We start from the raw sequence: 26381 nt of genomic DNA, 5'->3' as shown, positions 1-26381 counted from the left end.
GGCGCTCTTCACCGCGACCGTCCCGGCGCCGGGCCGCCCGGCGACCCGCAGGGCGGACCGCCGAACGGGTGAGCCGCGCGGCCCGCACCGAGCGCACCGCCGGGGCGTGACCAGCGCATTTCGCCGCGCCTGCACGGCAGTTCACCCCGCGGCTGTCGGATGGACCGTCAATTGCCCTGGCATGAGCACTTCCCGCGATACCTACTGCCTGGTATCAAATCTGTGACTCACGTCACTTCCTGGAGGTGTCATGCCGCGCCCCACCCGTGCCATGTCCGTTGCCGCCCTCACGGCTCTCCTCACCCTCACCACCCTCTCCACCGCCGGCTCCGCGAGCGCAGCCGGCGTCAACTACGCCGCGCTGGGGGACTCCTACGCCTCCGGTCTCGGCGCCGGCAGCTACACCGCCGAGAGCGGGAGCTGCAAGCGGAGCACCAACGCCTACGCCTACCTCTGGAAGAACGCCCACGCGCCGTCGTCCTTCGCGTTCACCGCCTGCTCGGGCGCGCGGACCGACGACGTGATCAACAACCAGCTCTCCGTCCTCAACTCCTCCACCACGCTGGTCAGCATCAGCGTCGGCGGCAACGACGCCGGCTTCGCAAGCACCATGCAGACCTGCGTGCTCGACTCGGACAGCGCCTGCATCAACGCGGTCGAGGCGGCGAAGGCCTACGCCAACAACACCCTGCCCGGCAAGCTCGACCAGGTCTACGCGGCGATCCACGCCAAGGCCCCCAACGCCCGCGTGGTCGTGCTCGGCTACCCCCACATGTACAAGATCGGCGGCAGCTGCATCTTCGGCATCGGCGACACCAAGCGCAAGGCGATCAACAGCGCCGCCGACGTCCTCGACGGCGTGATCGCCAAGCGTGCCGCCAACGCTGGCTTCGCCTTCGGCGACGTCAGAAGCATCTTCACCGAGCACGAGATCTGCGGTTCCGCCACGACCTGGCTGAACAGCACCACGTTCCCGATCGAGGAGAGCTACCACCCGAAGGCCTCCGGCCACTCGGGCGGTTACCTCCCGGTCTTCTCCGCGCAGGCATAGCCGGGCGCCGGTCCGCCCGGCGCCCGCACGCCCGCCGGTCCCCGCCCGCCTCGACGCCGAGGCGGGCGGGGACCGGCGGTACGGCCCGCACGCGGGAAGTGCCGGACGCGCCCCGAGGGCGCGCGCCCGCGGTCCCGGCTCAGCACTTCAGCGATTCAGCACTTCACCGCCTCACCGCCTCCCCACTTCACCGCCTCGGCGGGAACGGGATGCCGGCGAGAACGGGCAGCAGCTCGGCCTCCTCGAAATCGAGGTGTGCCTCCAACTCGGCCGACATCAGCACCAGCTCGGCCCGGAACCGCTGCGGATCGGCCACGCCGATACCGGCGAGCAGCGCCACCAACCGGTCTCTGATGCGTCCCACTTCACGGTGCTGCCCGCCCAGGCGTTCCAGGGTCGGACGCAGCTCCGGATGGCTCCGCGCCAACGCGGGGAAGATCGCGGCGTCCTCGCCGGTGTGGTGGTGCGTCAGACCCTCGCAGAAGGCGAGGCAGTGCTGCCGCACCTGGAATCCGAGCCCGGGCGGGCGTCCGTCGGCCACTGCCCCGGAGGCGAAGTACGCCTCCGTCTCCTCCCGGACGTGCCGCAACTGGGCGCGCAGCCAGGTGTGGACCTCCACCAGCTTGTCGGCGAGGTTGGCCACCTCGCGCGGCTCGGCCTCGGCGGCGGCCCGTTCCAGCGCCACCACCGGCAGGGCCCGTTCGGTGTGCGCCTGGTAGTCGCCGTAGCCGGGTGCGACCCGGACCACCGCTTCGAACAGCCGGTCGCGGCGCGCGCCCTCGGCCGGGACGGCGACGGCTTCGAACACCTCCGTCCCGAGCTCCACCCGCACCACCGGGTGGGCGAGCAGATTGCGGTACCACTGGGGGTGCTCCGGCGCTCCGGCCGCCGAGGCGACGACCAGTAGCAGCCCCTCCGCGCGGACATAGCCGAGCGGCACGGTGTGCTCGCGGCCGGACCGTGCGCCGGTGGTGGTGAGCAGCAGGAGATCACCGCCCTCGAACGGGCCGCCGACCTTCCCGCCGTTGGCGCGGAACTCCTCGATGATCGCTTGATTGAAAGACATGGGCATACGCCTGTGGGTTCTCCGAAACATGGGACGGGAGGGCCACAAGCGGCGTTGCGCGAGCGCCCGGCCGCTGCGCAGCCCGTGACCGCGCCGGCAGCTGACGGTGCGTACGGGTGAGCGGCAGGGGGCTCGGCGGCTGGTCATGCGAACCGACTCAGGAACGCCGCGGCGGCCGCTGAGGTCAGATCAGGGGAGCGGAGTGAGTACTCATCGCGCATCGTCCCTCGGTGAAGGTGCTCGCTCGGCTGTCGGCCGGCCCAGTTCTCTTTGGCCGACGCCACGCTGCACGCCCTCATTAGAGCCATCCCGCCCGCTCCGTGTCAACGAACCGGGTCCTCCCGCGCCCCGTCCCCTCGGAACGGCGGCGGACGCGGCCGCTCCGCCGATCCCCCCGGGACCGGCGGAGCGCCGCGGGCGGGTCAGTGCAGGTAGGAGGCCAGGCCGGCCGGCTTGAGGCCGGCCGCCTCGGCCGCGGCGAGGGCCCGCTGGAGGTCGGTGGCGAGGGTGTCGGTCCAGTGCAGCAGGACGACGTCGCCGGGCGACAGGGTGCCTTCGTGCCAGATGTTGGAGGCGCCCCAGCTGAAGTCGGCGTTCGCGGTCATGACGGTGCGGATGCCGCAGTTGGCGGCGGCCTGCAGGGTGTCGGCGTTCCAGGCGAAGTACGGCGGGCGGAAGACCGTCGGGGCGGCGCCGAAGAGGCGGGTCAGCGAGTCCCGGGCGTCGCAGATCTCCACCTGCTGCTCGGCGAGCGGGAGCTTGGAGAGGTCCTGGTGGGAGACGCTGTGGTCCTGGACGGAGGAGCCGGGGGCGGCGGTGACCCGGCGGAAGAAGCCGGGGTCGGTGGCGGCCGGCATCGGCAGAGGGAACGCGGTGATCGGCAGCCGGTGGTCGGCGATGAACCTCTCCGCCTCGGGGGTGCGCTGCCAGCCGTCGTCGACGGTGAAGAAGACGACCCGGTCGCCGGTCGGTACCGAGCCGGCACCGGTGGCGGGTGCCGGGGCCGGACCGTCCACCCGGACGTCGTCGACGGCGAACGGGCCCTGCTGGTACCAGCCGTGGACGTACAGCCGGACGGTGCGGGCGTCCGGACCGGTGGTGAAGCGGGTGGTGAGCTGCTGCCAGCCGCCGTTCGTGCTCGCGGTCCAGGCGGGCGCGACGTCCCGGCCGGTGCCGGTGGCGCCCAGGTGGACGTACTTGCCGCGGACCCAGGCGGAGGCGGTGTACGTGGTGTTGGGCTGGACGGAGACGGTCTGGGCGCACTCGCCGTTGGAGTCGTCGCTCGCCGGGGTGACGCCGAGGGCGGACCCGCCGGAGTGCGGGGCCGTGGTGGTGACGGCCGCCTCGGCGGGGCCGCCGGTGCAGCGCCAGCCGGGGACGCTGCCCCAGTCCGCCAGCGAGGAGGCGGGGATCTCGAAGCCGGGGTTGGTAGCCAGGTTGACGACGGGCGCGCCGGCGCCTTCTGCGCCGGGGGCGGCGGGCGCCGGGTCGGCGGAGGCGGGCGCGGCCGGGCCGCCGACGGCGAGCAGCACACCCGCCGCCAGCGCGGAGAGCCGCACCGGGAGGGGTCGGTGCGCCGGCGCAGCCGGGCCTGCGGACATGGACGGGCGTGAAGGCGTGGACACGTGAGGACTCCTGCGTGGGGGAGTGGGGGCGTGGGCGCGCCCCTGAGAAGGGCGCGTGGAACGGGGTGGAACGCTCCCCGAGGGACGGGAGCCGTCGGCGTGCCGCACTCAGACCGAGGCAAAACAATGGACTGGACCACTCGGATCGTCAAGGGAACGGTGAGTGAAGCGCGCGCCGGGCGGAAGCCGGACCGAACGCCGAACCGCGTGCGACGAGGGAGACAAGACGCCTCGTCAGAACGACAGAGTCCAACGGTCTCGCGACCCGCCCCGTCAGGGCGCGTACAACTCCTCGACGTCCTGCCCGTAGTACGCCACGATGGCCGCCCGCCGCAGCTTCAGCGAGGGCGTGAGCAGGCCCTGGTCCACGCCGAACTCCCGCGGAAGCAGCCGGAACGCGCGGATCGACTCGGCCCGCGAGACGGCGGTGTTGGCGGCCGCGACCGCCCGTTGGATCTCCGCGTGCAGCTCCTCGTCGGAGAGCACCGCCCACGGGTCCAACTGCCCCCGGCCGTGCGTCTTCAGCCAGTGCGCCAGCGCCGCCGGGTCGAGCGTGATCAGCGCGGCCACGTACGGGCGGTCGTCGCCGACGACCAGGCACTGGGAGACCAGCGGGTGCGCCTGGACCCGCTCCTCCAGGGCGGTCGGTGCGAGGTTCTTGCCGCTGCTGGTGACGATGAGGTCCTTCTTGCGGCCGGTGATGGTCAGGTAGCCGTCCTCGTCCAGGCTGCCCAGGTCGCCGGTGCCGAACCAGCCGTCGAAGAGCGACTCCGCCGTGCAGCGCGGGTGGTTGAGGTACCCGCCGAAGACGCCGGCGCCGCGCACCCAGACCTCGCCGTCGTCGGCGATGGCCACGGTGGCGCCGGGCACCGGCCGGCCGACCGTGCCCAGCTTCTGCCGGCCCGCCGGGTTGGCGGTGATCGCGGCGGAGGTCTCGGTCAGGCCGTAGCCCTCGTACAGGTCGAGGCCGACGCCGGTGAAGAAGAGGCCCAACTCCCGGCCCAGCGAAGATCCGCCGCACATCATCCCGCGGACCCGGCCGCCGAGGACGGCGCGCAGCCGCTGGTACACCGTCCGCTCGTAGGCGAGGTGGCGCAGCCGCAGCTTCGGGCCCGGGCCGGGGCCGCGGCCGAGTGCCCGTTGCTCGCGGGCGGTCGCCCACTCGACGGCCACCTGGCGGGCCTGTTCGAAGAGTTCGCCGCGCCCGGCCTCCTCGGCGGCCCGCCGGGCCTGGTTGAAGACCTTGTCGAGGACGTACGGGACCATGTGCAGGAAGGTCGGCCGGTAGGAGGCGAACGCGGGCAGCAGGGAGTCGGTGGAGACCTCGGCGACGTGGCCGATCCGGAAGCCGCCGCGCACCGCCGCGACCTGCACCATCCGGCCGTAGACGTGCGCGAGCGGGAGGAAGAGCAGGGTGGACGGCTGGGGGCCGCCGGTGTCCCGGAAGACGTCGCCCCAGCCGTCGAGCAGGGCGTCGGCCGCGGTGGCGAGGTCGCCGTGGGTGAGCAGGCAGCCCTTCGGCCGGCCGGTGGTGCCGGAGGTGTAGACGACGGTGGCGACGTTCTCGGCCGTGACGCCGAGCCGCTGGCGGTGCACCAGCGAGTCGGGCACGCCGCGGCCGTCCTCGGCGATCGCGGCGGTGCAGTCCCGGTCCAGCTGCCAGATGCCGGTGAGCTCGGGGAGCGCGTCGCAGACGGCGCCGACCGTCATGGCGTGGTCCTCGTCCTCGACCAGGCAGGCCACCGCCTGGGTCTCGGCCAGGATCCAGCGGACCTGCTCGGCCGACGCCGTGGGGTAGACCGGGACGGGGATGGCGCCGACGGACCAGAGCGCGTAGTCGAACAGCGTCCACTCGTAGCGGGTCCGGGACATCAGTGCGACCCGGTCGCCGTACCGCACGCCCCGGGTGAGTAAGCCCTTGGCGAGCGCCATCACCTCGTCCCGGAAGACGCTCGCGGTGACCTCGCGCCATTCCTCGTCGCTGCCGGACCGGCGAGCCAGCTGGACCAGCCCGGGGGAGCGTTCGGCGGTGTCGTAGAGCGAGTCGGCCAGTCCGCCCCGGGCCGGGGGGCCGGCCGGTGCGGGGGAGGTGAACTCGCGCACTGTACCCCCGATCGCGTTCGCGGCCCCGGCCTGCCGGGCCCGTGGGGGCGTCCGGGTCTGCGGCGCCCCGACCGGTCGGGCAGGTGGAGCGAAACTATCGGATAGCTCTGTCACTGCCCAGGGTTGTGACCGTGACGCGACGAGATCGGCACGTGCCCGTTGGACGAGTGCCGTGGCGGCGCGGCGCGGGCGGATCGGACGAGGGGGCGATTCCGGGACGTCGGGGACGATCCGGGCATGATCGCGTCGGGGCGGGGGAGAGGACGGGTTCGACCCTCGAACGAGTGGTCAGGGCGTAGTAGGCTCTCGCAGACCCGAGGCCGGGACCTTCCGACGAGGCCCGCTCGACCTGGCGGCCACCGCCTGTACCACCGTTTGTCCGTCTGCGTTCTACCCGTCATGCACCTGTCATGACAGCCGTTTCGCCCGACCGCTCCGCCCGCCTCCCGACCACCCGCCGTCTCCCCGCCGCCGTCCCGATGTCGCCCGCCCGCCCTAGGCTCCCGCCGGCGGCCCCTCGAACCGCTCCCCGTCCGCGCCTGGCACTTCCCGACCGAGGACTCCATGCGTCTGCGCAGCAGCTCGATCCGCGCGAAGATCATCGCGCTGCTCCTGGTGCCCATCGTCGCTCTCACCGCCCTGTGGGCGTACGCGACGCTCGCCACCACCGGAGACGTCTGGAGCCAGTTGGAGGTCAGCAGTACGTACAAGGAGTTCGGGACACCGGTCGACCAGTACGCCTACGCGCTGCAGAACGAGCGGCGCGCCGCCGTCCAGCGGCTGGCCGACCCGGCCTCGCGGTCCGCGCGGGACGCCTTCGAGCACGCCCAGGGCGTCACCGACCGCGGCCTCGCCGCCCTGCGGCAGAAGAAGGACGGCAGCAACGGGCGGCTCGACGCCGCCCAGCGCGGCCGCTACCTGCAGATCCTCGCCGCCGCCGACCAGCTCGCCCCGCTGCGCGCCCAGATCGGCCGCTCGGCCCTCAACTGGGAGTTCGCGCTCGGCCAGTACAGCGACCTGGTCAAGCCCACCTTCGGCTTCCGGTCCGCGTTCGTCGCCCGGCAGAGCGGCCAACTGCCGCGGCAGGGAACGATCCTGATCGAGCTGGCGCGCGCCCGCGAGTACCTGTCGCAGGAGGACGCGGCGATGGAGGGGCTGCGCACCGCCACGGGGAAGCCCACCGCCGAGCAGTACCAGGTCGCGCTGGACGCCCTGCACAACCAGCAGGCGCTCTTCACGGTCTACGTCGCCGAGCTGGAGCCGGTCGACCAGGCCGACTACATCGCCCTGCGCGGCGGCGAGGCCTGGGCGGCGCTGGCCCGCGCCGAGGCCGACTTCGTCGGCGCGGGCGGGCCGGACCGGGTGGTCCAGGCGATCAACGGCGACTCCTGGCGGGAGACCGCCGACCGCGCGCTGGGCGACCTCGCCGCGATCAACAGCAGGCTGGCCGGCACCATCGGCGACCGCGAGCACTCCTACGCGATCGGCCTGCTCTGGCGCGGCGGCATCGCCGGTGCGATCGGCCTGGTCGCGGTGGTGCTGTCGGTGCTCATCTCCTACCGGATCGGCCGCGGCCTCGCCCGCGAGCTGATCGGCCTGCGCAACGCGGCCAACGAGCTGGCCGGCACCCGCCTGCCCTCGGTGATGCTGCGGCTGCGCCGCGGCGAGGCGGTGGACGTCGCGGTCGAGGCGCCGGAGCTGGAGTTCGGCCCGGCCGAGGTCGGCCAGGTCGGCCGCGCGATCAACGCCGTGCAGCGGGCCGCCGTCGAGGCCGCCGTCGAACAGGCCGAGCTGCGGCGCGGCGTCTCGGCGGTCTTCGTCAACCTGGCCCGCCGCAGCCAGGTGCTGCTGCACCGCCAGCTGACGCTGCTGGACACCATGGAGCGCCGCACCGAGGACCCGGCGGAGCTGGAGGACCTCTTCAAGGTCGACCACCTCACCACCCGCATGCGCCGGCACGCCGAAGGCCTGATCATCCTGGCCGGCGGCTCGCCGGGGCGGGCCTGGCGCAAGCCGGTGCGGATGGTGGACGTGGTCCGCGCCGCCGTCGGCGAGGTCGAGGACTACGCGCGGGTGATCGTCCGGCCGTTCCCCGGCACCGGCCTGCTGGGCAGCGCCGTCGCCGACGTCACCCACCTGGTGGCCGAGCTGGTCGAGAACGCCGCGGTGTTCTCCCCGCCGAGCACCCAGGTGACGGTCCAGGGCGAGGTGGTGGCGCACGGCTTCGCCCTGGAGATCGACGACCGCGGGCTCGGCCTGGGCGAGCAGGCCCTCGCCGAGATCAACGAGCGCCTCGCGGTGGAGCAGGAGTTCGACCTCGCGGACACCGACCGGCTGGGCCTGTTCGTGGTCAGCCGGCTGGCGCGGCGGCACGGCATCCGCGTCCACCTGCGGCCCTCGCCGTACGGGGGTACCACCGCGGTGGTGCTGGTCCCGCGCGAGCTGCTGGCGGAGGCGCCGGACGGGATGCCGGAGCCGGCGGCCGCCGGTGCGGGATCGCGCGCCGGTGCCGTCTCCGGTGTCGGCCCTGCGGCCGGCCCCGCTGCCGGAGCTCCGGCCGGAGCCCCGTCCGGACGCCGTCCGGCGACGGGCCGGCGCGGCCAGCGGGACCTGGTCGCGGTGCCCCCGCTGAGCGGCGAGGAGGGAACCGGCGGCGGTACCCGCGCCGCCGGGTCCGGCGCCGGCCAGGGCGGCCGGCACCGGGTGAGCGGCGGTCCGCGCCCGTCGGCGCCGGAGCCCGCCCGCACCCCGGGCGGCCTGCCGCGCCGCTCCCGGACCAAGGGCGGACCGCTGCTGGTCGCGGCCCCGGACGGCAGCGGGGAGGACGGCCCGGGCACCGGGCGCCACCGCCGCGCCGAGTCGCCGTCCGCCGACGCGCCGTCCGCCGACGTTCTGCCCGCCGACGCGCCGGCCGCCGCGCCGCCCGTTGACGTTCTGCCGGCCGACGCGCCGCCCGCCGAGGTGGCCCCCGGCCGGGCTGCCGCCGCCGGGGCGACGTCGGCCGACGCCGCGCCCGCCACTCCGCTGCCGTCCCGCGCTCCCGGCGCGGCCGGCGTGCTGCCGCGCCGCGTCCGGCAGGCCAGCCTCGCGCCGCAGCTGAAGGAGCGCGCCGCGGAGGAGGCCCGACGGGGTGCGGGCGGCACCGCCGGCACCCTGGCCGCCGAGACCGCCCGGGAGCGCTCGCCGGAGGAGGCCCGGGCGGCCTTCACCTCCTTCCAGCGCGGTTTCACCCGCGGACGCGGCGCCACGGCCCGGTCCGTGCCCGCACCGGCCCGTCCGGTCGCCGTGCCCGCCTGGCAGCCCCCGGACCCGTCCCGGCGCGCGATCGCCCCGGCGCCCGCCCCGGCGGCGCTGCCCGCGCCCGCCGCCGGCTCCCCGGCGCCGCTCGTCCGCCGGGTGCCGTCCGCGCCCCCGGTGCCGCGCGCCGACCGGTCCCCGTACGCACCACCCTCAGGACCCCCCGGGCCCCCGGCCCGGACCGCAGGACCCGCACCATCCGGAACACCGGCAGTACCCGCACCACCCGCCCCAGCGGAAGGAACTGATTCATGACCACTTCGATGCAGTCGTCCGGGGACCTCAACTGGCTCCTCGACGACCTGGTGGGGCGCGTCGCGGCCCTGCGGCACGCGGTGATCCTCTCCAGCGACGGGCTGGCCACCGGCGCCTCCCGCGACCTCGACCGCGAGGACGCCGAGCACCTCGCCGCCGTGGCGGCCGGCTTCCACAGCCTCGCCAAGGGCGCCGGCGGGCACTTCAAGGTGGGCGGCGTCCGCCAGACCATGGTGGAGCTGGACGAGGCGTTCCTCTTCATCACCGCGGCCGGCGACGGCAGCTGCCTGGCCGTGCTCAGCGAGGCCGAGGCCGACATCGGCCAGATCGCCTACGAGATGGCCCTGCTGGTCAAGCGGGTGGGTGAGCACATGGCCGCCGAACCGCGCACCGAAGCCGCCTCGCCGGTGAGATGAGCGGCCCGATGGCGGACGAGGAGCCGACGCGCGAACAGGACGACCCGGGCGGAGACGCGCCCGAGGTCGACCTGTTCCTGCCGCGCACCCCGGTCGACGACCGCTGGTTCGACGACGACGCCGGCCCGGTGGTGCGGCTGTTCTCGATGACCCGGGGCCGCACCCGGCCGGTCGAGGACGGCCTGTTCGACCTGATCTCGCTGATCACCGCCGCCGAACCGGGGCCCGATGCGGGGGCGGTGCCCGCGCACGTGCTCGACCCGGAGCACCAGACCATCCTGGCCTGGTGCCGCCGGGAGCCGCTCTCCGTCGCCGAGCTCGGCTCCTACACCGACCTGCCGGTGAGCGTCGTCCGGGTGCTGCTCGGCGACCTCTACGACGCCGAGCTGATCAGCGTCACCCGACCCGTTCCGCTCGCCGAGCTCCCGGACGAGCGCCTGCTGCGAGACGTGATCAATGGACTCCGTGCGCTCTGACCCGACCACCCCGGCGGGGGCGTCCGCCGCCTCGACGGGCGCGTCCGGCGCCGCCGCGACCACCGACCCGAGTTGGCGCGGCGGCCCGGGCGTCGCGGTGAAGATCCTGGTCGCCGGCGGCTTCGGCGCGGGCAAGACCACCCTGGTCGGGTCGGTCAGCGAGATCCGTCCGCTGCGCACCGAGGAGGAGCTGAGCGAGCTCGGCCGCCCGTTCGACGACACCTCGGGCGTGGAGGCCAAGCGCACCACCACCGTGGCGATGGACTTCGGCCGGATCGACCTGCGGCCAGGGCTGGCCCTCTACCTGTTCGGCACGCCGGGCCAGGACCGGTTCTGGTTCGTCTGGGACGAGCTGGCCCACGGCGCACTGGGCGCGGTGGTCTTGGCCGACACGCGCCGACTGGCGGACTGCTTCCCGTCGGTGGACTTCTTCGAGCAGCGCGGCATCCCGTTCGTGGTGGCGGTGAACTGCTTCGACGGGACCGAGGTGTTCACGGTCGAGGAGGTCCGGGACGCGCTCGACCTGGACCCCGACATCCCGGTGCTGCTCTGCGACGCCCGGCAGCGCGAGGACGGGAAGGAACTGCTGGTCACGCTGGTCGAGCATGCCGCGGCGCGGCGCCGGCGTGCACCGGCCCGGGTCTGACGACGAGTCCGGCACCAGTCCGGCACCAGCCCGCCGACGAGTCCGGCGTCTCATGAGGGCGTCCGCATTGCGGACGTTTCACGTGCGGGAGGTTGCCTGGACCGGCCCGGCGTGGAAGGCTCTGGGGTCGAAGGCCGCCCGGGCTCCGGTCCGGGTGCCTCAGGACATCCGGCAGGGGGGAGGGGAAGCACCGTGACCGTCGACCAGCGACGCGCAGCCGTCACGTCCGCCCCCGCCCCGGTCACCCCGGCGCTGACGGTCCGTCGTTACATCGACCAGGCGCTGATCTGCAGCGCCTGCTGTCGCTGACGGACCAGCCCCCCCGGTATCCCGACGGATCTTCCGGCCGGCCTCCTGCGTCCGCTCTCCGCGGCCTCCCAGCCGCCGCGCGAGCCCTCGCCCGAGCCCCGCCCGACGAACCGTCGACTCGTCGACCCGGCCCGGTCGGACCCGTCCGACCGGCCGCCGCTGCCCAGGCCCGCATCGCGGAGAGCACCAGTGAACCCCCTCCTCCCCACCCAGGCCGCGCCTGCCGCCGACCCCGTCGCCCGTGCCGTCGGCGCCGCGGCCGGACCCGTTCGCGGCCGCTCCGACCTCGAACCGTTCTGGCCGTCCCGGCAGCCGCACCTGTTCGACCAGACGTGTCCGGGTTCGCCCAGCGCGTCCCGGCTCTCCGCCCGCTGATTTCGGATCAGCGCCGGTCCACTCCGCCCGGTCGACGCGCAGACGACTCCACCCCGTCCGTTCCGCGCGAAATGAGCAGCACCATGACCTCTTCCTCCACGGCCACCCTGCCCCTGCCCAGCGCGCCCCCGCACCTGCGCGCGGTCCGTTCCGTTCCTTCGACCGCCGACCGGTCGAGGGAGGCCGACCGACCGACCGCCGAGCGCTGGCGCGGCGGTCCGCCGCAGCGCCAGGCGCCCGCCGCGGCGCACGTCGCCGCGGTTCCGGCGCAGCCGGCCGTCCCGGCCCCCTCGGCGCTGCAGCCGGTACCGGCCCCGCAGCCGCCGCAGGAACTGCTCGCCGCGCTCCCCGAGGGGGCCGCGGTCGTCGCCGCGCTCCCGCAGGGCGTGCTGCCGCAGGCCCTGCTCGCCCAGTACGGCGCACAGTTCGGCGTCGCCGCCCCCGGGCACCCTCTGGTCGGCTACCTGGTCCTGGTGCCCGCCGAGAGCGGGACTCCGCCCGGCCCGGTCGCGGCCGGCCCGGGCTCCGGCGGGCCTGCCGCCGTCCGTCCGGTCCGCCCGGCCGACCGGGGGATCACCGTCGACGTGGAGCGCCGGAACGCCTACGTCGACGGGCGGTTGCTCGACCTCACCTACCTGGAGTTCGAGCTGCTGGCGCACCTGACCGAACACCCCCAGCGGGTGCACACCCGGGACCACCTGGTCTCCGCCGTCTGGGGCTACGGCCACGTCGGCGACGGCCGGACGGTGGACGTGCACGTGGCACGGCTGCGCCGGAAGCTCGGAACCGCTTACCGGGAAAGCATCGTGACGGTCCGTCGGGTCGGCTACAAGTACACGCCGGTGGCCTGACCCCGGCCGCCACTGACGGGCACTGCCGCGGGCCGGGAGGGCGTTCGCCGTGAACGCCCTTCCGGCTGCGGTGTTGTGGCGTGATGTCGGAGCACGTGGCGCGTGGGACGGTTCGGGAGCCCCGGTGGAGGCCGGCGCAGCGCCACGCGGCGTCAGCGGCTCAGCGCGTCGATCTCGGTCAGCTCCTCGGCCGTCAGCGGTCCGCCGTTGAGCGCGTCGATGTTCTGGTCCAGCTGGGCCACACTGCTCGCGCCGATGATCACCGACACCACGCGCTCGTCCCGCAGTACCCAGGAGAGCGCCAGCTGCGCGAGGGTCTGCCCGCGCCGCTCGGCCACCTTGCTCAGCGCGCGCAGCTGCTCCAGCTTGGCCTCGGTGAGCGCCTCCTCCCGGAGGAAGTGGCCGACCGACATTCGCGACCCGGCCGGGACCTGTCCGCTCAGGTAGCGGTCCGTCAGGAGCCCCTGGGCGAGCGGGGAGTAGGCGATCAGGCTGGTGTGGGTGTCGCCGACCGCGTCCAGCACGTCGCCCTCGACGGTGCGGTTGAGGATCGAGTACGCCGACTGGTTCATCAGCACCGGCGTGCCCATGGCGCGCAGGAGCGCCACCGCCTCGCGGTGCTGTTCCGCCGGGTAGTTGGAGATGCCCGCGTACAGCGCCCGGCCCGAGCGGACCGCCGAGTCCAGCGCACCCATCGTCTCCTCCAGCGGAGTGTCCGGGTCGTAGCGGTGCGAGTAGAAGACGTCCACGTAGTCCAGGCCCATCCGGCCCAGTGACTGGTCCAGGCTGGCCAGCAGGTACTTGCGGCTGCCGCCGTCGCCGTACGGGCCGGGCCACATGTCGTAGCCGGCCTTGCTGGCGATGAACAGCTCGTCCCGGTACGGGCGGAGGTCCTGGGCGAAGAGGTAGCCGAAGTTGCGTTCGGCGCTGCCGTACGGAGGGCCGTAGTTGTTCGCCAGGTCGAAGTGGGTGATGCCCCGGTCGAAGGCGCGGCGCAGGACCGCCCGCTGGACGTCGAGCGGCTGGGCGTCACCGAAGTTGTGCCACAGGCCGAGCGAGACGGCCGGGAGCTGCACGCCACTGCGGCCGGCCCGGCGGTAGGTCATCGAGGCATAGCGGTCATCCGCGGCGAGGTAGGTCATGGCGGACATCCTGCCAGCCTGGGGCCGGGATCAACCATCGACAAGGGCAACGGCCCCGCCGCGTCGCGCTGTTCGGCCCGCTCGGCGCTGTCCGGGCCGCGCGCGGCGGCCTGCGACCCGCGGCTCGCGGCCCACGGCCCACGGCCCACGGCCCGAACAGATTCTGTACCTAGTGGTATGTACAGCTGTACCTACAGGTATGTACAGTGCTTCCCATGGCAACCCAGGACCGCCTCATCGAGAGCACCCAGGAACTCCTCTGGGAGCGCGGCTACGTCGGCACCAGCCCCAAGGCCATCCAGCAGCGCTCCGGCGTCGGCCAGGGCAGCATGTACCACCACTTCACCGGCAAGCCCGACCTCGCCGCCGCCGCCCTGCGCCGCAGCGCCGAGCAGATGCGCGCCGTCGCCGAGGCCGACCTCGCCGGGCCGGGCACCGCCTTCGAGCGGATCGCCGCCTACCTGCACCGCGAGCGCGACGTGCTGCGCGGCTGCCGGATCGGGCGGATGGCCCAGGACCCGGACGTCGTCGCCGACCCGCAGCTGCGGGCCCCCGTCGAGGAGACCTTCGACTGGCTGCGCGGCCGGATCGCCGGGCTGATCGCCGAGGGCCAGGCCGCGGGCGAGCTCGGTGCCGCCGCCGATCCGGCCGACACCGCCGCCGCCGTGGTCGCGGTCGTCCAGGGCGGCTACGTCCTCGCCCGGGCCGCCGACAGCGCCGAGCCGTTCGAGCAGGCCGTCCGGGGGGCCCTCGGGCTGCTCGCCGCCCACCGGGCCGACTGAGGGCCGGAGCCGCTCGTGCACGCCATGCAGTACGAGATCACCCTCCCCGCCGACTACGACATGGGGATCATCCGCAGGCGGGTCGCCGACAGGGGTCACCTGCTGGACGCCCACCCCGGGCTCGGGGCCAAGGCCTACCTGGTGCGGGAGCGCGGCCAGGACGGCTCGCCGGTCAACGCCTACGCCCCGTTCTACCTCTGGCGCACCGCCGAAGGGATGAACAGCTTCCTCTTCGGCCCGGGCTTCCGTGGCCTGAGCGCCGACTTCGGGCGTCCGGCCGTCCGGCACTGGCTCGGTGCCGGGCTGCGCCACGGCGCTGCTCAGGGTCCGGCCCGCGGCGCCCCCGCCACCGCGACCCGCCGGCTGGAACGCCTTCCCGAGGGCGCCGACCCGGCCGAGGCGGTCGAGGCGGCCCTCGCCGACCTGCCCGACCACCCCGACCTGCACACCGCCGCCGTCGCCGTCGACCCCGGCCGCTGGGAGCTGCTGCGGTTCGCACTCTGGTCCGGCCCGGTGCCCGGCGGGACCCCCGGCACCCGCTTCCGCGTGCTGCACCTGAGCCGCCCCGAACTCGACCGGCTGCCGGCCGGCCGCCACTGGTGAGAGACCGACCGATGAAGGGACCGACCGAGCCCATGGAACCCACCGCGCTCGCCCCCGCGCCGCTCGACCGCGCCGCCGGCTACGCCCTGCTGGACGAACTCGCCGGTCCGCAGACCGCGACCGCCACCCTGCAGGGGCTGGACACGTTGGCACCCGGCTTCGCCGACTGGATCGTCACCGCCCTGTTCGGCGGCACCTACCAGCGGCCCGGGCTCTCCCTGCGCGACCGCCAGGTGGCCAACCTGGCCGCCCTCACCGCGCTCGGCGGCGTCGAACCGCAGCTCGCCGACCACGTCCGCAACAGCCTGCGGATCGGCCTCACCCGGGAGGAGGTCACCGAGGTCCTGGTCCACCTCGCTCCGTACGTCGGCGTGCCCAAGGCCCTGGCCGGCCTGCGCGTCGCCGCGGCCACCTTCGCGGCGGCGGACGACCGGGCGGAAGAGGCACACGCGGCGGACGAACCCGCGGCGAACGCGCAGGCGGTCGCCGGCGGCGCCGCGACCGGCGGGGCCGCAGAGTGAGCGCCGCCGTACGTACCGTCCTGGGCGACCTCGACCCGGCCGAGCTCGGCGCCTGCGACGCCCATGACCACCTGTTCCTGCGCAGTCCCCGCCTCCCCGGCGAGGAGCTGGACGACCCGGCCGCGGCCGAGGAGGTGCTGCACTCGTTCGCGGCGGCCGGCGGCCGGTCGTTCGTCCAGTGGAGCCCGTACGGGACGGGCCGGGGCAACGACGTGCTCGCCGGACTCTCCCGCGCCACCGGCGTCCACCTGGTGGTGGCCACCGGCCTGCACCAGGCCGTCCACTACGACCGGGCCCTGCTCGACGGCTGGTACGAGGGGCTCGCCGAGCTGTTCACCGCCGAACTGACCACCGGTCTGCGCGGTGCGCCCGACGGGACCAGGGCCGGGCTGATCAAGGTCGCGGGCGACAACGGACCGATGACCGGGCACACCCGCCGGGTGCTGCGGGCGGCCGCCGAGGCCCACCACGCGACCGGGGCCCCGATCGCCGTCCACCACGACTCCGGGACCGACCCGGTGGCCGTGCTGTTCCAGCTCGAAAGCCGGTTCCAGGTGCCGCCCGAGCGGCTGATCCTGGGCCACCTCAACCGCCTCTCCGCCCTGGAGCCGATCCGCGACTTCGCCGACCTCGGCGTCTTCGTCGCGCTGGACGTCCCACGCCGGGGCGACCTCGCCGCGGAGCGGCACCTGTTCGACATCCTCGCCACCCTGCTCGACGCCGGCCACGCCGACCGGATCCTGCTGGGCGCCGACACCACCACCCGGTCCGCGCGGCACGCCCCCGGCCCCGCCCACCTGTTGACCTCCCTCGCCCCACGGCTCGCCGGCGAGTTCGGCGCGGAGCTGCCGGGCCTCGTGTTCACCGCGAACCCCGCCCGGGCCCTGGCCGCCGACTGGAAGGCCTGACCGCGGCCGGACCGAGGCCTGACCCGCCCGGACCCCGCCCGGGGCCGTTCCTTCCGCCCCCGTCCCGTGCACCGCCGGCCCTCCGGTGGCCGCGGCCGCCCGCCCGGGTTTGAATCTGAGGAACGATCGGACCAGGACGCCCCCGGTGAGAGGCGGATTCGACGATGCCCCGATGGTTGGCCTTCTGCCGGATCGCGTTCGGCGCCCTCGCGGCCGTGGCGCTCGGAGTCGCCGGTTACCACGCCGCGACCGGCCCGGTCGGGGTGCCGGACTTCTTCAGCTACTTCACCAACCTGAGCAACCTCGCCGCCATGGCGGTCCTGCTGCTCGGCGGCTGGGCGGGGCTGACCGGCGGGCGCCCGGTGCCGCCCGTGGTGCGCGGCGCGGTGCTGCTCTGCACGACGGTCACCGGGCTGGTCTACGGCCTGGGCGTGGCGAGCTACCCGGGGGAGGTGATGCTCCCCTGGGCCGGTCAGGTGCTCCACCGGGTGATGCCGGTCGTCATGCTCGCGGACTGGCTGGTCGACCCGCCGGCCCGCCGGATCCGGCTGCTGCCGGCGCTGGCCGCCTGGCTGGCGTTCCCGCTGCTCTACCTCGGCTACGCGCTCATCCGCGGTGCGGTCACCGACTGGTACCCGTACGCCTTCCTCGACCCCGCGCTGCCCCGCGGCTACGAGCGGGTCGCCGGCGCCTGCTTCCTGACGACCTGCGGCTTCGCCCTGGTCGGGGCCGCGTTGGTCTGGTCGGGCAACCTCGCCGCCGACCGCCGGGCCGCCTGGACCGGCACCCGCCCCGGGTCGCGCCGCGCCCACGCCCGCCCGACCTGAGCGGCGCTCGTCACCGCCCCTCCCGCCCCGGGGCCCGGTCCACGCCGCCGCGCGCCCGGACCGGTTCAGCCGCCGAGCAGATGCAGGATCGGCTGACCCAGGGTGCCCAGCCAGCCGGCCAGCGCGGAGATCGGGCCGACCAGCCTGGTGCCGGCGGCGGCGAGGGCGCCGGCCGTGGTGAGCATCCGGGTGATCCGGGTGAGGCGGCCGGCCACCACCTCGCGGTTCGGCTCCGGGCGGTTGACCTCCGTGTCGAGCGAGTCCAGCTCGGCCCGGACCTCGGGCGCCACCGCGGGCGGCAGCTGTGCCTGTTCGACGGCGGTCCGCAGATCGCCGACGAGGCCGCGCACGTCCTGTCCGTCCGCCGTGAGGTGGCCCGACTGGCCGCCGTGGACGGTCTGGTCGCCCGCGACGTTGTTGACCACGCCGCCCTGCTGGTTGCCGATGTTGAAGACCATGGGGCCGCCTCCTCCGGGGAGCCGTCGGGTCGGGCTCAGCGCACCGGCGGCGGGACGTTGAACCGCCGCGACTCGTCTTCTTCGAAGCGGCGGCGGCGCGAGGTGGTGACGATGTGCAGGACGATCCCGATCACCATCAGGACGGTGCCGATCGCCGCCGCTGCGAAGCCGATGGCGCCGACCGGAACGCCCCCGATCTTCGGCCCGAGCAGGTCGGGGACGGAGTAGTCGGGGTTCTCCGAGTTGACGGCGTCGCTGCCTGCGGAGATGAACCTGATCAGCGCCCAGAAGTAGACCCCGCTGCCGACCAGGAACATCACGAGGCCGACGATGATCAGGTGGCGCGCCCTGGTCCGGGTGGCGGCGATCTCGCGGAAGAAGTTGTCCCGCCTCGCCTGCATGAAGTTGTACTGGTTGCCGGCGACGTTGCTCAGGTTCCCGGCCTGCTGCTGCCCCACGTCGAAGCGGCGCTCCGCTCCCGGGGGCGGCGGCTGCCAGGGCTGCCCCGGCGGCTGGGCGGGGTGCGGCGGCGCCGCGTGTCCGGCCGCGGCTGCCGGGGGCGGAGCCGGTGGCGTCGGCGCTGCGGGCCCGCCCTGCGGGGGCGTCGCCGGCCGGTCCCGCTGCGGCGAGCGGGGCTGCTGCCCCGGCCCGGGCGCCGGGGTGGGCGGCTGCACGGTGCGGAAGGTGGCCGTCGGCCCCGGAGCACCGATCCCGGGGACGGTGACGTCGGCGTCGCGCGGCTCCTCGTAGTGCACCTCGAACGGGCCGAAGTCCAGCACGTCCCCGGCGTGCACCTCCTCCTGGCCGAGCACCGGGTGGCCGTTCAGCTTGGTGCCGTTGGTGGAGGACAGGTCCTCGACGGTGGTGTGGCCGTCGGTGCGCCACACCACGGCGTGCCGCCGGCTGACGCCGGGATCACCCACGTGGATCTGGCAGTCGGCACTCCGGCCGACCAGCATCGGCTCGTCGGCGAGGACGAACACCTGACCCTTGAGTCGGTCCGGGCTGTCGACGACGAGGCGCGGTAAATCCAGCTCTTGCGAAGGCGGGCTCATGGCACGACCTCCTGGCGGTGAACCGGTGAACCACCGGCGGTGGCGAAACGCTTCGCCCGGCCGCCGGCTCGGGTGCCCTCCCTTCCAGTAAAAGCCACCGCGGGGGTGTCGCGCAGCCCCTGACCCGATCCGCCGGCCGGGTGACGGCTACGCGGCCGATGCCGATGCCGATGCCGACCGCGAGCCCGAGGTGATCCACCCCTCCACCCGCACGGTGGCCGTGATCGCCCCGAACGCCAGGACCCTGGTCAGCCCACCGTCGTCGCTCGTGCCCCCGCTGCCGTGCCCGATCCCGTTCCCGCCCCGGCCGGTCCGCCACGCGGCGACGTCCGCGTCGGTGATCCGGTAGGGCGCCAGGGCGGCCAGCAGCGCCAACCGGGCGCCCGGCCGCTGCTCGGACGGGACGTCGGTGAGGGCGAGAGCCGTCGGGTCGCCGCCGAGCGGCGGGTGGCTGCCGTCCCAGCCGGCCACTGCACCGAGCACGGCTGCCCGGGCGGCCTCGCCCAGCAGCTCGCCGCCGGCGGACGCCGCGGCCCGGAGCGCCAGGTAGGCCGGGCCGACCGCGCCCGGGCCGGCCCATCCGGGAGCGGGCCCGCCCGGGAGCGCCCCGTCGAGGACGGCGAGGCCGGCTCCGGCCTCGGGGCTGCGCCGTGCGGCCCGGCCGACCGCGAGCGCGGCGGCCCGCCGGACGTACTCGGAGCGGCGCAGTGCGCTCGGCAGCAGCGCCTCCTCGTCGAGCAGGGCGGTGACCATGCGGTTGATGAAGTGGGTGGCCAGCGCCGTGCCGACGAACTCGGGTGCCTGGTCGGCGGGGAAGGGCGGCGCCGCCAGTGCGGGGCTGCCGGGGGAACGGGTGGCGCCGGCCCACTCCAGCAGCGCCGCGCCGCGCCGGTCGGCGGGTGTGCGGCCGGCCCGGGCGTCCTCGGCGAGCCGGTGGTCCCCGGCGCCGTGGGCGAGCAGTGCGTGCGCCTCGGTGCAGAACGGGCAGCGGTTGGCGAGCGAGACTGCGCTCGCGACGGCCTCCTTGTCCGCGCGCGGCGCGGTGCCGACGATCTCGGCCTCGCGCAGCAGCGCCCAGGTGGCGGCCAGCACCTCAGGCGCAGGGGAGAGGCTCATCAGGGGGCCGTCGGCGAGCAGGAAGTCCGTCTCCATCTGCGCGTAGACGGCGGCGACCCGTCCGGTGGCGGACTTCTGCGGAACGGGGGTGGTGTGGCGATAGGGCCTGGGCATGCGTGTTCCCCTCCGAATGGCAAGGCCTCGGGCGACATCGCAACTCATGGTTGCGATAGCCTGAGCGTGTCACGCTGTCCGTCGTAACGCAACCAGGAGTTGCAATGTCTTCCGACTCGCGTCCGGCCGAGTCCGGCCAGTCCGTGCCGGCTCCGGTTGGGTCCGGTCCGTCCACGTCGGCTCCGGCCGGCGCCGGCCCGTCCGACTCCGTGGAGGCCGGTCGGGTCCGCCCGACGATCGGGCGCGGGGAGAAGGTGCGGACGGCCGTCCTGGCCGCGACCCTCGCCGAACTCGCCGAGATGCGCTATGCCGCGCTGACGGTCGACGCCGTCGCCCGCCGGGCGGGCGTCCACAAGACCACCGTGTACCGGCGGTGGAAGGACAAGGACGGCCTGATCGTCGACGCTCTGGCCGGGCAGATCGCCGCGGAGATCCCGATCCCCGACACCGGGACGGTCGAGGGTGACCTGCGCCTGCTGGCCCGGGGCCTCGCCGCCTGGCTGCGCGGGCCGAGCGGTGCGGCGGTGCTGGCGGTGATGCTGTCGGAGGCCGCCCAGGCGCCCGGGATCGCCGAGGCCCGGGCGCGGATCTTCCACGATCGGCTGCGCCGGGCCGAACCGGTCATCACCCGCGCGGTCGAGCGCGGCGAGCTGCCCGCCGGGATCGATCCGGGCGCGGTGATCAGGGCTGTGGCCGCGCCGCTCTACTTCTGCGTGCTGATCACCGCCGAGCCGGTGGACGACGAGGCCGCCGACCGGTCCGTCACGGCCGCCCTGGCCGCCGCCCGGAACGGCGGGCTGGGCTGACGAACCGGGCTGACGGGCTGGGCTGACGGGCTGGGGCGGCAGGCCCGCCCGGTGGTCGGGGAGGTGCGACAGGGCCCGCGCCGCTCGTGGGGAGTGGCACGGGCCCCGGTCGGCGTGGGGGCGGCGGGTCACATGTGGGTGCCGCCGTCGATGCGGATCTCGGTGCCGGTGACGAAGGCGCCGTCGTCCGAGGCCAGCATGGCGATCACGCCGGCGACGGTCTCCGGGCCCGCGAAGCCCTGGCCGAGGGCGGGGGCGAGCTTGGCGAGCAGGCTGAAGTCGGTGTCGGCGGGGAGGCCGGGGTTGTTGGTCATGCCGCTGTCGATGCTGCCGGGCGCGACGCAGACCGCGCGCAGGCCCTGCTTCGAGTACTCGGACGCGATGGCGTGCGTGAAGGACTGGATCCCGCCCTTGGTCGCGGCGTAGGCGGCCATGTAGGGGTGGGCGAAGGTCGCGGAGGTGGAGCTGAAGTTCACCACGACGCCCTTGCCGCCGGCGAGCAGGGCGGGCAGTGCTTCACGGGTCATCAGGAACGTGCCGGTCAGGTTGACCGCGATCAGCTTGTTCCAGAACTCCAGGCTGGTCTCGTGGGTGTGCGAGGAGCGCAGGATGCCGGCCGCGTTCACCAGGACGTCCAGGCCGCCGAGGCCCGCCACCGCCTCGGCCACGCCGGCGCGGACGGCGGCCTCGTCGGAGATGTCCAGCACCGCCGTCGTCAGGCGGTCGGCCGTGCCGTCGGCGGTGGCCCGCTCCAGCGTCGCCTTCAGGCCGTCCTCGTTGACGTCGACCGCGACGACCCGCCCGCCCTCGGCGAGGATCCGGTGCACGGTGGCCTGGCCGATGCCCGAGCCGCCGCCGGTGATCAGGACGTTCCGTCCGCTGAAGCGCTCCATGGTGGTACTCCGTTCGCCGTTCGTTCGTGGTCTCGCGACCTCGCCTGACACGGTACGCCGATGTGGCACGACGTGCCAATTGTGCATGACGTGCCGATGTGGCTCGGCGCGCCATGGTGGCGTGTCGTGGCGTGCCACGTCGGAGTGGCGTAGGTGTCGGAGTGGGGGTGTCGGCGTGAGGTTCGGCACACTGCGCCACTCCGGCGTGCCGCGTCACTCCGGCACGCCGCGCCGACTCGGCACGTCGTGCCAACCGGGCTCGTCCGCGCGTACGCTGGCGACCGTGACCGAACGCCCCACCCTGAACCAGCGCCGCCGTGACTCGACCCGCCTGGAGATCGCGCGCAACGCCGCCGCGCTCTTCGCCGAGCGCGGGGCCGAGGCGGTCACCGCCGAGGAGATCGCCCTTGCCTCCGGCATCTCGCTGCGCACCTTCTACCGCTACTTCTCGGTGAAGGAGGACGCCGTCGCCCCGCTGCTGGCCGCCGGTGGCCGGCGCTGGGTGGCGCTGTTCGCGGAGACCTCGGCCGAGCTTCCGGTCCGCGAGGCGCTGGAGTGCTCGGCGGTCGAGGCGCTGACACCGGGCGACGCCGCGGCGGCCGAAGCCATGCACTGGACCCGCGACCTGCTGCGCGATCCGCGCCTGGCCGAGGTCTGGCAGCGGGTGCACGGCGATTCCGAGGAGCGGCTGCACGAGGTGATCGCCGCCCGCTGCCCGGACGGGACGGACGCGCTGGAGATCCGGCTCGCCGCAGCCGCCGCGACCACGGCCATCCGGGTGGCGCTGGAGGAGTGGGCGTTCTCCGACGCGCCGACCGCCGGGCCGGGGTCGCCGCAGGAGCTCGGCGCCCGCTGCATGCGCGAACTGACCGCCGGGCTACGCCTCTGGGCGCGCGTCAGCTGACGGGCCGCCATCGATGGACACCCGGAGGGGTGTTCGTGTTCACCCTCGGTTAACCCGTTGGTCGATCAGGCTCGACGGGCCCTCCGCCGCGCCTCCGGCCCACCCCGCTCGCCCGGCGCTCCGGTCCCGCGCCCGGACAGGCCGACCGGTCGGTCCGTGAGGGCGGGTCGGCGCGTCTCATCCTTCCGGTCCCCGCTGGTCGGCGGGTCCGAAGGCCCCCCGAGGGACGCTAGGGTGGGTTACCGCGCCTCGGCGACGGCCTCTGCTGTGGACGGGGGAACCGGGGCGGCCCGCCCCAGTGTCCTAGCAACTGCCCGCTAGTGGCCGGGCGGCGAGTTCGAGGCGTGGGAGCAAGCAGGACATGGGTCTGACGAGCCACAAGGTGTTGGCGCTGACCGTAGTGATCGCCGTGGTGATGATGGTCGGCACGGTCTGGCTCTGGCCGAGACTCGCGAAGCAGAGCTGGCAGGCCGTACTCGGCCGGATCGGCGCACTGCTCGCCACCCAGCTCACGGTGCTCGCCGCGCTGGGGCTCGTGGCCAACAACTACTTTGCCTTCTACAGCAGCTGGGACGACCTGCTCGGCACGGGCGACAACGGACCGGTCGTCATCCACAACAAGGCGGACGCCTCCGGCCGCCTGCTGGTGGAGACCATCGGCCACGCCAACGTCCAGGGCGGCGGGGCGCTGGGCCGGGACCCCAAGCAGTCCGGGGAGATCCGCGAGGTGCGGATCGACGGCGCCGTCTCCCGGCTCTCCACCGAGGGGTACGTCTACCTGCCGCCGCAGTACTTCCAGCCCGAGTACGCGCAGAGGCAGTTCCCGGCGGTCATCATCAGCACGGGCTTCCCCGGCATCGCCAAGAATCTGGTTACTCGGCTCAACTACCCCGGCGCCGCACTGAAGTTGATGCAGGAGGGCCGGATGCAGCCGACCGTCCTGGTGCTGATGACCCCGTCGCCCGCGCTGCCGCAGGACACCGAGTGTGAGGATGTCCCGGGCGGCCCGCAGTCCGACACCTACTACACCAAGGACGTCCCGTCCGCGATCCAGGCGACGTTCCGGGTCTCCACCGCTCCGCAGGCGTGGGGCTTCATGGGCAACTCGACCGGGGGCTACTGCGCGCTCAAGCTGGCCATGCGCCACCCGGACGTCTTCCCGACCGCCGTCTCGCTCTCCGGCTACTACCGGGCCGCCGACGACCCGACCACCACCGACCTGTTCAAGGGCGCCGGCGCCGAGCAGCGCCGCAGCGAGGCCGACCTGATGTGGCGGCTGAAGAACCTGCCGCAGCCCAAGGTGTCCGTGCTGCTGGCCGGCACCAAGGAGGGGGACGGCGAGTACCGGCGTGACACCGAGGCCTTCGTCGGCGCGGTGCAGAGCCCGATGAAGGTCTCGTACAGCATGCTGCAGACCGGCGGCCACAACTTCGAGACGTGGAGCAAGCTGCTGCCGTCCTCGCTGGAGTGGCTCTCCGAGCGCCTGACGGTCCCGGGCCAGCCGGTCTGACCCGGGCCTGCCGGCCCGATCCGGGGGCAGCCGGCCCCGATCCCGGGGAGGGGCGGGCCGGGGAGGGCGGGAAGAACCGACCGGCTCAGGCCACCTGCTCCAGCGTGCCGGTGTGCAGCTCGCCGACCCGGCCGCCCTCGCCCTCGTACGTCCAGAACGCGCGCACCGTCAGCTTGCCGAGGTCCATCACGTGGCTGACGGTGATGCCGCTCTGCTCGGTCCAGCTGACGAAGTACAGCTCCGGGCCGACCTCCGCGACGTGCAGGGCCACGTCCTCCCACTGGCCGGCCGATTCGCCGAGGCCCTCCCAGCGCAGCCGCTTGCCGTCGGCCGAGTAGGCGTTGCGGAAGGCCGCGCCGTTGTCGACCTGGAAGAGGTAGGTACGGCCGGCGAAGGCGGGCAGGGGGGCGGTCATGGCGGGACGGGTCCTCGTCTCTCGTCGTGCGGTCCCCGGCGTACGTGCCGGGCGTGCGGTGTCGTGCCTGCGGTGCTGTGCTGGGCGGTGCTGTGCTGTGCTGGGTGGTGCTGTGCACGCGGTCCGAGTGGACCGGTCCACCGCGGTGCAGGGGCCGGTCGGCACGCGGCCGCGGACGGACCTCCAACCTATCCGACGAGGTGACCTCCGCGACGTACTTGCCGACACCCCGCCACGGCGCGGGGCGCCACCCCGGCCGCGCACCGGGTGTGACCCGGGCACATGGGCGCCCGGGCGGCCCGGCCGTACCGTGCTGGCGCCGGCCCACCGGGGCGTGGGCCCGGCCCAGTCCGACCACGGAGCCGCCGATGCCCAGCACCCGCACCACCCGAGCGAGGACCCGCCGGACCACCCGCCACCGGATGCCCGCCGCCCACCGGACCCCGACCGCCCACCGGACCCCGACCGCGCACCGCGTACCCGCCGCCCTCGCCGCGCTGCTCGCGCTCACCCTGTTCCTCCTGGCAGCGCCGCCCGCTCCCGCCGGGGCCGCCCCCACTGTCCCCGCCCCCGCCGGGGCTCCCGCCGTGACCGCAGGCGTGGCCCTGGAGGCGACCTTCCCCGCCCCGGCCAACGGCTGGGCCAAGGTCGAGCGCTACCTCGACACCACCCCCGGCTTCCCCGCCGAGCAGTACCCGCCCGGCGGCCGCGGCGACCAGGACGGCGCCCGCCTCACCTACTTCGGCGGGGTCCGCCAGCCGTTCTCCGGCCGGTTCCTGCTCTACTCCGCCGCCGGCTGGGACACCGGCAGCCGCACCACGCCCGTCCTGCTCGTCCACGGCGCCAACGACAACGCCGACCGCGCCTGGGCCGACCCCGGCGAGAGCGGCAGCTGCGGCGCCACCGGCCCGGCCGGCTGCCCGTCCACCGGGCTGGCCCAGTACCTCGCCGCGACCGGCCACCGGGTGTTCGCGATCGGCTTCGCCCACAAGCACGGCGACAACCTGCTCCAGGCCCAGGCGGTCGGGGACGCCGTCGCCCTGATCCGCGCCCGGCTGGGCGTGCCCCAGGTGGACGTGGTCGCCTGGAGCAAGGGCGAGGTGGCGGCCCGCGCCTACGTCTCCTCCGTCCGCCCGGCCTGGGGGCGGGCGTACGCAGGCGACGTCCGCCGACTGGTGACCGTCGGCGGCCCGAACGGCGGCCTGGACTACGTCTACGCCCACGGCTGGGCGTTCTCCCTGGCCACCTGGCCGGCCTGCGGGGGCACCGCCAACGCCCCCTCGCCGCACCTGTACATGACCTGCTACGGGACGTACACGGCGCAGCCCTGCCTCGGCGTGCTGCCGTCCGGCGGCCACGACTGCTACCCGGGCCAGCGCCAGCTGCTCGCCCGCTGGGACGGCGCCTACGGGGTGGACGGGACGGCGCAGGACTGGTGGACGACGTACTACGGCGGCCAGGGCTTCTACACCTCCGGCCAGGGCATCCAGGCGGCGATCGACGCCGGCTCGCTGATCGGGCCGCTGCAGCGGGCGGGCGTCCCGGCGGCGGTCCGCACCTATCTGCTGGCGGGCGGCTCGGCCGACATCCCCGGTGTCCTGAACGAGAACCGCGGGCCGAGCGACGGCATCGTCTTCACCAGGAGTGCGCTGGACACCACCGGCATCGCCACGGTCGGCGGCACCCGGTTGCTGGACGGGCTCAACCACCTGGAGCTGGCCTGGTCCCCGGAGGCGATGTCGCAGGTCGACGCCTGGCTCGGCTGAACCGGCCGCGGCCGGCCGAGCGGCCGGGCAACTGATCACCGGCGCCCGCGACTTGATCAACTCCGGCGGGGCCGGCCGCGGCCCGGATGTG

25 protein-coding genes are annotated in these 26381 nt (G+C 74.6%); 16 read left to right on the top strand and 9 right to left on the bottom strand.

The annotated features are described in order from the left end of the window. Positions 1-250: 250 nt before the first annotated feature. Entirely contained in the window at positions 251-1051 is an 801-nt protein-coding gene (locus ACIPSC_RS14860; protein ID WP_400825892.1) for an SGNH/GDSL hydrolase family protein, read from the top strand. 187 nt (positions 1052-1238) lie between these two features. Here the strand turns inward: ACIPSC_RS14860 and ACIPSC_RS14855 are convergent, their stop codons facing one another. From ACIPSC_RS14855 to ACIPSC_RS14845, 3 genes are all read right to left on the bottom strand, one after another. Next, positions 1239-2123 (bottom strand): nitroreductase/quinone reductase family protein, encoded by an 885-nt coding sequence (locus ACIPSC_RS14855; RefSeq protein ID WP_400825890.1) that lies wholly within the window; start codon positions 2121-2123, stop codon positions 1239-1241. Between the two features lie 416 nt (positions 2124-2539). Then, positions 2540-3742: a polysaccharide deacetylase family protein gene (locus ACIPSC_RS14850; protein ID WP_400825887.1), complete on the bottom strand. Its 1203-nt coding sequence runs from the start codon at positions 3740-3742 to the stop codon at positions 2540-2542. 273 nt (positions 3743-4015) lie between these two features. After that, positions 4016-5845 carry an AMP-dependent synthetase/ligase gene (locus tag ACIPSC_RS14845; RefSeq protein ID WP_400825886.1) on the bottom strand — a complete coding sequence of 610 codons (1830 nt, stop codon included), beginning with the start codon at positions 5843-5845 and terminating at the stop codon, positions 4016-4018. 564 nt (positions 5846-6409) lie between these two features. Between ACIPSC_RS14845 and ACIPSC_RS14840 the strand changes: the two genes are divergently transcribed. The 6 genes from ACIPSC_RS14840 to ACIPSC_RS14815 all read left to right on the top strand — a co-directional run bounded on the left by ACIPSC_RS14840 (position 6410) and on the right by ACIPSC_RS14815 (position 12470). Beyond that, entirely contained in the window at positions 6410-9397 is a 2988-nt protein-coding gene (locus ACIPSC_RS14840) for a nitrate- and nitrite sensing domain-containing protein (protein WP_400825884.1), read from the top strand. Next, positions 9394-9813 carry a roadblock/LC7 domain-containing protein gene (locus tag ACIPSC_RS14835; protein WP_400825883.1) on the top strand — a complete coding sequence of 140 codons (420 nt, stop codon included), beginning with the start codon at positions 9394-9396 and terminating at the stop codon, positions 9811-9813. Before ACIPSC_RS14840 ends, ACIPSC_RS14835 begins: the two co-directional genes overlap by 4 nt. Before the next feature lie 8 nt (positions 9814-9821). Further along, positions 9822-10289, top strand: a complete 468-nt coding sequence (locus tag ACIPSC_RS14830) for a DUF742 domain-containing protein (protein ID WP_400825881.1) — start codon at positions 9822-9824, stop codon at positions 10287-10289. Beyond that, positions 10270-10935, top strand: a complete 666-nt coding sequence (locus ACIPSC_RS14825; RefSeq protein ID WP_400825880.1) for a GTP-binding protein — start codon at positions 10270-10272, stop codon at positions 10933-10935. Before ACIPSC_RS14830 ends, ACIPSC_RS14825 begins: the two co-directional genes overlap by 20 nt. Positions 10936-11433: 498 nt before the next feature. Beyond that, on the top strand, positions 11434-11619 hold the full coding sequence (locus ACIPSC_RS14820; RefSeq protein ID WP_400825878.1) for a hypothetical protein: 186 nt from the start codon (positions 11434-11436) through the stop codon (positions 11617-11619). An 83-nt stretch (positions 11620-11702) separates the two neighbouring features. After that, positions 11703-12470: a winged helix-turn-helix domain-containing protein gene (locus ACIPSC_RS14815; protein WP_400825877.1), complete on the top strand. Its 768-nt coding sequence runs from the start codon at positions 11703-11705 to the stop codon at positions 12468-12470. A gap of 152 nt (positions 12471-12622) precedes the next feature. Here ACIPSC_RS14815 and ACIPSC_RS14810 read toward each other — a convergent pair whose 3' ends face one another. Then, complete coding sequence (locus tag ACIPSC_RS14810; RefSeq protein ID WP_400826095.1) at positions 12623-13612, bottom strand: aldo/keto reductase; 990 nt, start codon at positions 13610-13612, stop codon at positions 12623-12625. A 215-nt stretch (positions 13613-13827) separates the two neighbouring features. On the opposite strand from ACIPSC_RS14810, the gene ACIPSC_RS14805 reads away from it, so the two are divergent. From ACIPSC_RS14805 to ACIPSC_RS14785, 5 genes are all read left to right on the top strand, one after another. Then, complete coding sequence (locus ACIPSC_RS14805) at positions 13828-14394, top strand: TetR/AcrR family transcriptional regulator (protein ID WP_400825875.1); 567 nt, start codon at positions 13828-13830, stop codon at positions 14392-14394. Between the two features lie 15 nt (positions 14395-14409). Next, entirely contained in the window at positions 14410-14997 is a 588-nt protein-coding gene (locus tag ACIPSC_RS14800; protein WP_400825874.1) for a DUF4865 family protein, read from the top strand. Positions 14998-15008: 11 nt separating this feature from the next. After that, positions 15009-15518, top strand: coding sequence for a carboxymuconolactone decarboxylase family protein (locus tag ACIPSC_RS14795; protein WP_400825873.1), 510 nt, complete (start codon positions 15009-15011; stop codon positions 15516-15518). Beyond that, entirely contained in the window at positions 15515-16426 is a 912-nt protein-coding gene (locus ACIPSC_RS14790) for a phosphotriesterase (RefSeq protein WP_400825871.1), read from the top strand. The genes ACIPSC_RS14795 and ACIPSC_RS14790 overlap by 4 nt, the downstream gene beginning before the upstream one ends. A gap of 164 nt (positions 16427-16590) precedes the next feature. Then, positions 16591-17253, top strand: coding sequence for a Pr6Pr family membrane protein (locus ACIPSC_RS14785; RefSeq protein ID WP_400825870.1), 663 nt, complete (start codon positions 16591-16593; stop codon positions 17251-17253). 65 nt (positions 17254-17318) lie between these two features. On the opposite strand, the gene ACIPSC_RS14780 is transcribed toward ACIPSC_RS14785, so the two are convergent. The 3 genes from ACIPSC_RS14780 to ACIPSC_RS14770 all read right to left on the bottom strand — a co-directional run bounded on the left by ACIPSC_RS14780 (position 17319) and on the right by ACIPSC_RS14770 (position 19996). After that, entirely contained in the window at positions 17319-17711 is a 393-nt protein-coding gene (locus ACIPSC_RS14780) for a hypothetical protein (RefSeq protein WP_400825869.1), read from the bottom strand. Positions 17712-17746: 35 nt separating this feature from the next. Next, on the bottom strand, positions 17747-18766 hold the full coding sequence (locus ACIPSC_RS14775; RefSeq protein ID WP_400825867.1) for an FHA domain-containing protein: 1020 nt from the start codon (positions 18764-18766) through the stop codon (positions 17747-17749). Between the two features lie 147 nt (positions 18767-18913). Further along, positions 18914-19996: a carboxymuconolactone decarboxylase family protein gene (locus ACIPSC_RS14770; protein WP_400825865.1), complete on the bottom strand. Its 1083-nt coding sequence runs from the start codon at positions 19994-19996 to the stop codon at positions 18914-18916. Positions 19997-20100: 104 nt separating this feature from the next. Here ACIPSC_RS14770 and ACIPSC_RS14765 point away from each other — a divergent pair, with 104 nt between their 5' ends. Beyond that, positions 20101-20802, top strand: coding sequence for a TetR/AcrR family transcriptional regulator (locus ACIPSC_RS14765; protein ID WP_400825864.1), 702 nt, complete (start codon positions 20101-20103; stop codon positions 20800-20802). Between the two features lie 128 nt (positions 20803-20930). Here the strand turns inward: ACIPSC_RS14765 and ACIPSC_RS14760 are convergent, their stop codons facing one another. Then, positions 20931-21695 carry an SDR family NAD(P)-dependent oxidoreductase gene (locus tag ACIPSC_RS14760; protein ID WP_400825862.1) on the bottom strand — a complete coding sequence of 255 codons (765 nt, stop codon included), beginning with the start codon at positions 21693-21695 and terminating at the stop codon, positions 20931-20933. A gap of 283 nt (positions 21696-21978) precedes the next feature. Here ACIPSC_RS14760 and ACIPSC_RS14755 point away from each other — a divergent pair, with 283 nt between their 5' ends. Then, positions 21979-22599, top strand: coding sequence for a TetR family transcriptional regulator (locus ACIPSC_RS14755; protein WP_400825860.1), 621 nt, complete (start codon positions 21979-21981; stop codon positions 22597-22599). A gap of 361 nt (positions 22600-22960) precedes the next feature. Then, positions 22961-24109, top strand: a complete 1149-nt coding sequence (locus tag ACIPSC_RS14750; protein ID WP_400825859.1) for an alpha/beta hydrolase — start codon at positions 22961-22963, stop codon at positions 24107-24109. A gap of 85 nt (positions 24110-24194) precedes the next feature. On the opposite strand, the gene ACIPSC_RS14745 is transcribed toward ACIPSC_RS14750, so the two are convergent. After that, on the bottom strand, positions 24195-24524 hold the full coding sequence (locus ACIPSC_RS14745; protein WP_313766416.1) for a MoaF-related domain-containing protein: 330 nt from the start codon (positions 24522-24524) through the stop codon (positions 24195-24197). 368 nt (positions 24525-24892) lie between these two features. Between ACIPSC_RS14745 and ACIPSC_RS14740 the strand changes: the two genes are divergently transcribed. Next, complete coding sequence (locus tag ACIPSC_RS14740; protein ID WP_400825858.1) at positions 24893-26290, top strand: esterase/lipase family protein; 1398 nt, start codon at positions 24893-24895, stop codon at positions 26288-26290. Positions 26291-26381: the final 91 nt, after the last annotated feature.

It is taken from the genome of Kitasatospora sp. NPDC090091 (assembly GCF_044747365.1).
Classification (GTDB): domain Bacteria; phylum Actinomycetota; class Actinomycetes; order Streptomycetales; family Streptomycetaceae; genus Kitasatospora.
Note: the sequence above shows the minus strand (reverse complement) of the source record. Positions and strands in the feature narration are given on the sequence as shown.

Bases quoted from the DNA above. Each gene is read 5' to 3' on its own strand.
- ACIPSC_RS14860 (WP_400825892.1), top strand. From the start codon at position 251: ATGCCGCGCCCCACCCGTGCCATGTCCGTTGCCGCCCTCACGGCTCTC.
- ACIPSC_RS14855 (WP_400825890.1), bottom strand. From the start codon at position 2,123: ATGCCCATGTCTTTCAATCAAGCGATCATCGAGGAGTTCCGCGCCAAC.
- ACIPSC_RS14840 (WP_400825884.1), top strand. From the start codon at position 6,410: ATGCGTCTGCGCAGCAGCTCGATCCGCGCGAAGATCATCGCGCTGCTC.
- ACIPSC_RS14835 (WP_400825883.1), top strand. From the start codon at position 9,394: ATGACCACTTCGATGCAGTCGTCCGGGGACCTCAACTGGCTCCTCGAC.
- ACIPSC_RS14830 (WP_400825881.1), top strand. From the start codon at position 9,822: ATGGCGGACGAGGAGCCGACGCGCGAACAGGACGACCCGGGCGGAGAC.
- ACIPSC_RS14825 (WP_400825880.1), top strand. From the start codon at position 10,270: ATGGACTCCGTGCGCTCTGACCCGACCACCCCGGCGGGGGCGTCCGCC.
- ACIPSC_RS14815 (WP_400825877.1), top strand. From the start codon at position 11,703: ATGACCTCTTCCTCCACGGCCACCCTGCCCCTGCCCAGCGCGCCCCCG.
- ACIPSC_RS14810 (WP_400826095.1), bottom strand. From the start codon at position 13,612: ATGACCTACCTCGCCGCGGATGACCGCTATGCCTCGATGACCTACCGC.
- ACIPSC_RS14805 (WP_400825875.1), top strand. From the start codon at position 13,828: ATGGCAACCCAGGACCGCCTCATCGAGAGCACCCAGGAACTCCTCTGG.
- ACIPSC_RS14795 (WP_400825873.1), top strand. From the start codon at position 15,009: ATGAAGGGACCGACCGAGCCCATGGAACCCACCGCGCTCGCCCCCGCG.
- ACIPSC_RS14785 (WP_400825870.1), top strand. From the start codon at position 16,591: ATGCCCCGATGGTTGGCCTTCTGCCGGATCGCGTTCGGCGCCCTCGCG.
- ACIPSC_RS14780 (WP_400825869.1), bottom strand. From the start codon at position 17,711: ATGGTCTTCAACATCGGCAACCAGCAGGGCGGCGTGGTCAACAACGTC.
- ACIPSC_RS14775 (WP_400825867.1), bottom strand. From the start codon at position 18,766: ATGAGCCCGCCTTCGCAAGAGCTGGATTTACCGCGCCTCGTCGTCGAC.
- ACIPSC_RS14770 (WP_400825865.1), bottom strand. From the start codon at position 19,996: ATGCCCAGGCCCTATCGCCACACCACCCCCGTTCCGCAGAAGTCCGCC.
- ACIPSC_RS14765 (WP_400825864.1), top strand. From the start codon at position 20,101: ATGTCTTCCGACTCGCGTCCGGCCGAGTCCGGCCAGTCCGTGCCGGCT.
- ACIPSC_RS14760 (WP_400825862.1), bottom strand. From the start codon at position 21,695: ATGGAGCGCTTCAGCGGACGGAACGTCCTGATCACCGGCGGCGGCTCG.
- ACIPSC_RS14750 (WP_400825859.1), top strand. From the start codon at position 22,961: ATGGGTCTGACGAGCCACAAGGTGTTGGCGCTGACCGTAGTGATCGCC.
- ACIPSC_RS14745 (WP_313766416.1), bottom strand. From the start codon at position 24,524: ATGACCGCCCCCCTGCCCGCCTTCGCCGGCCGTACCTACCTCTTCCAG.
- ACIPSC_RS14740 (WP_400825858.1), top strand. From the start codon at position 24,893: ATGCCCAGCACCCGCACCACCCGAGCGAGGACCCGCCGGACCACCCGC.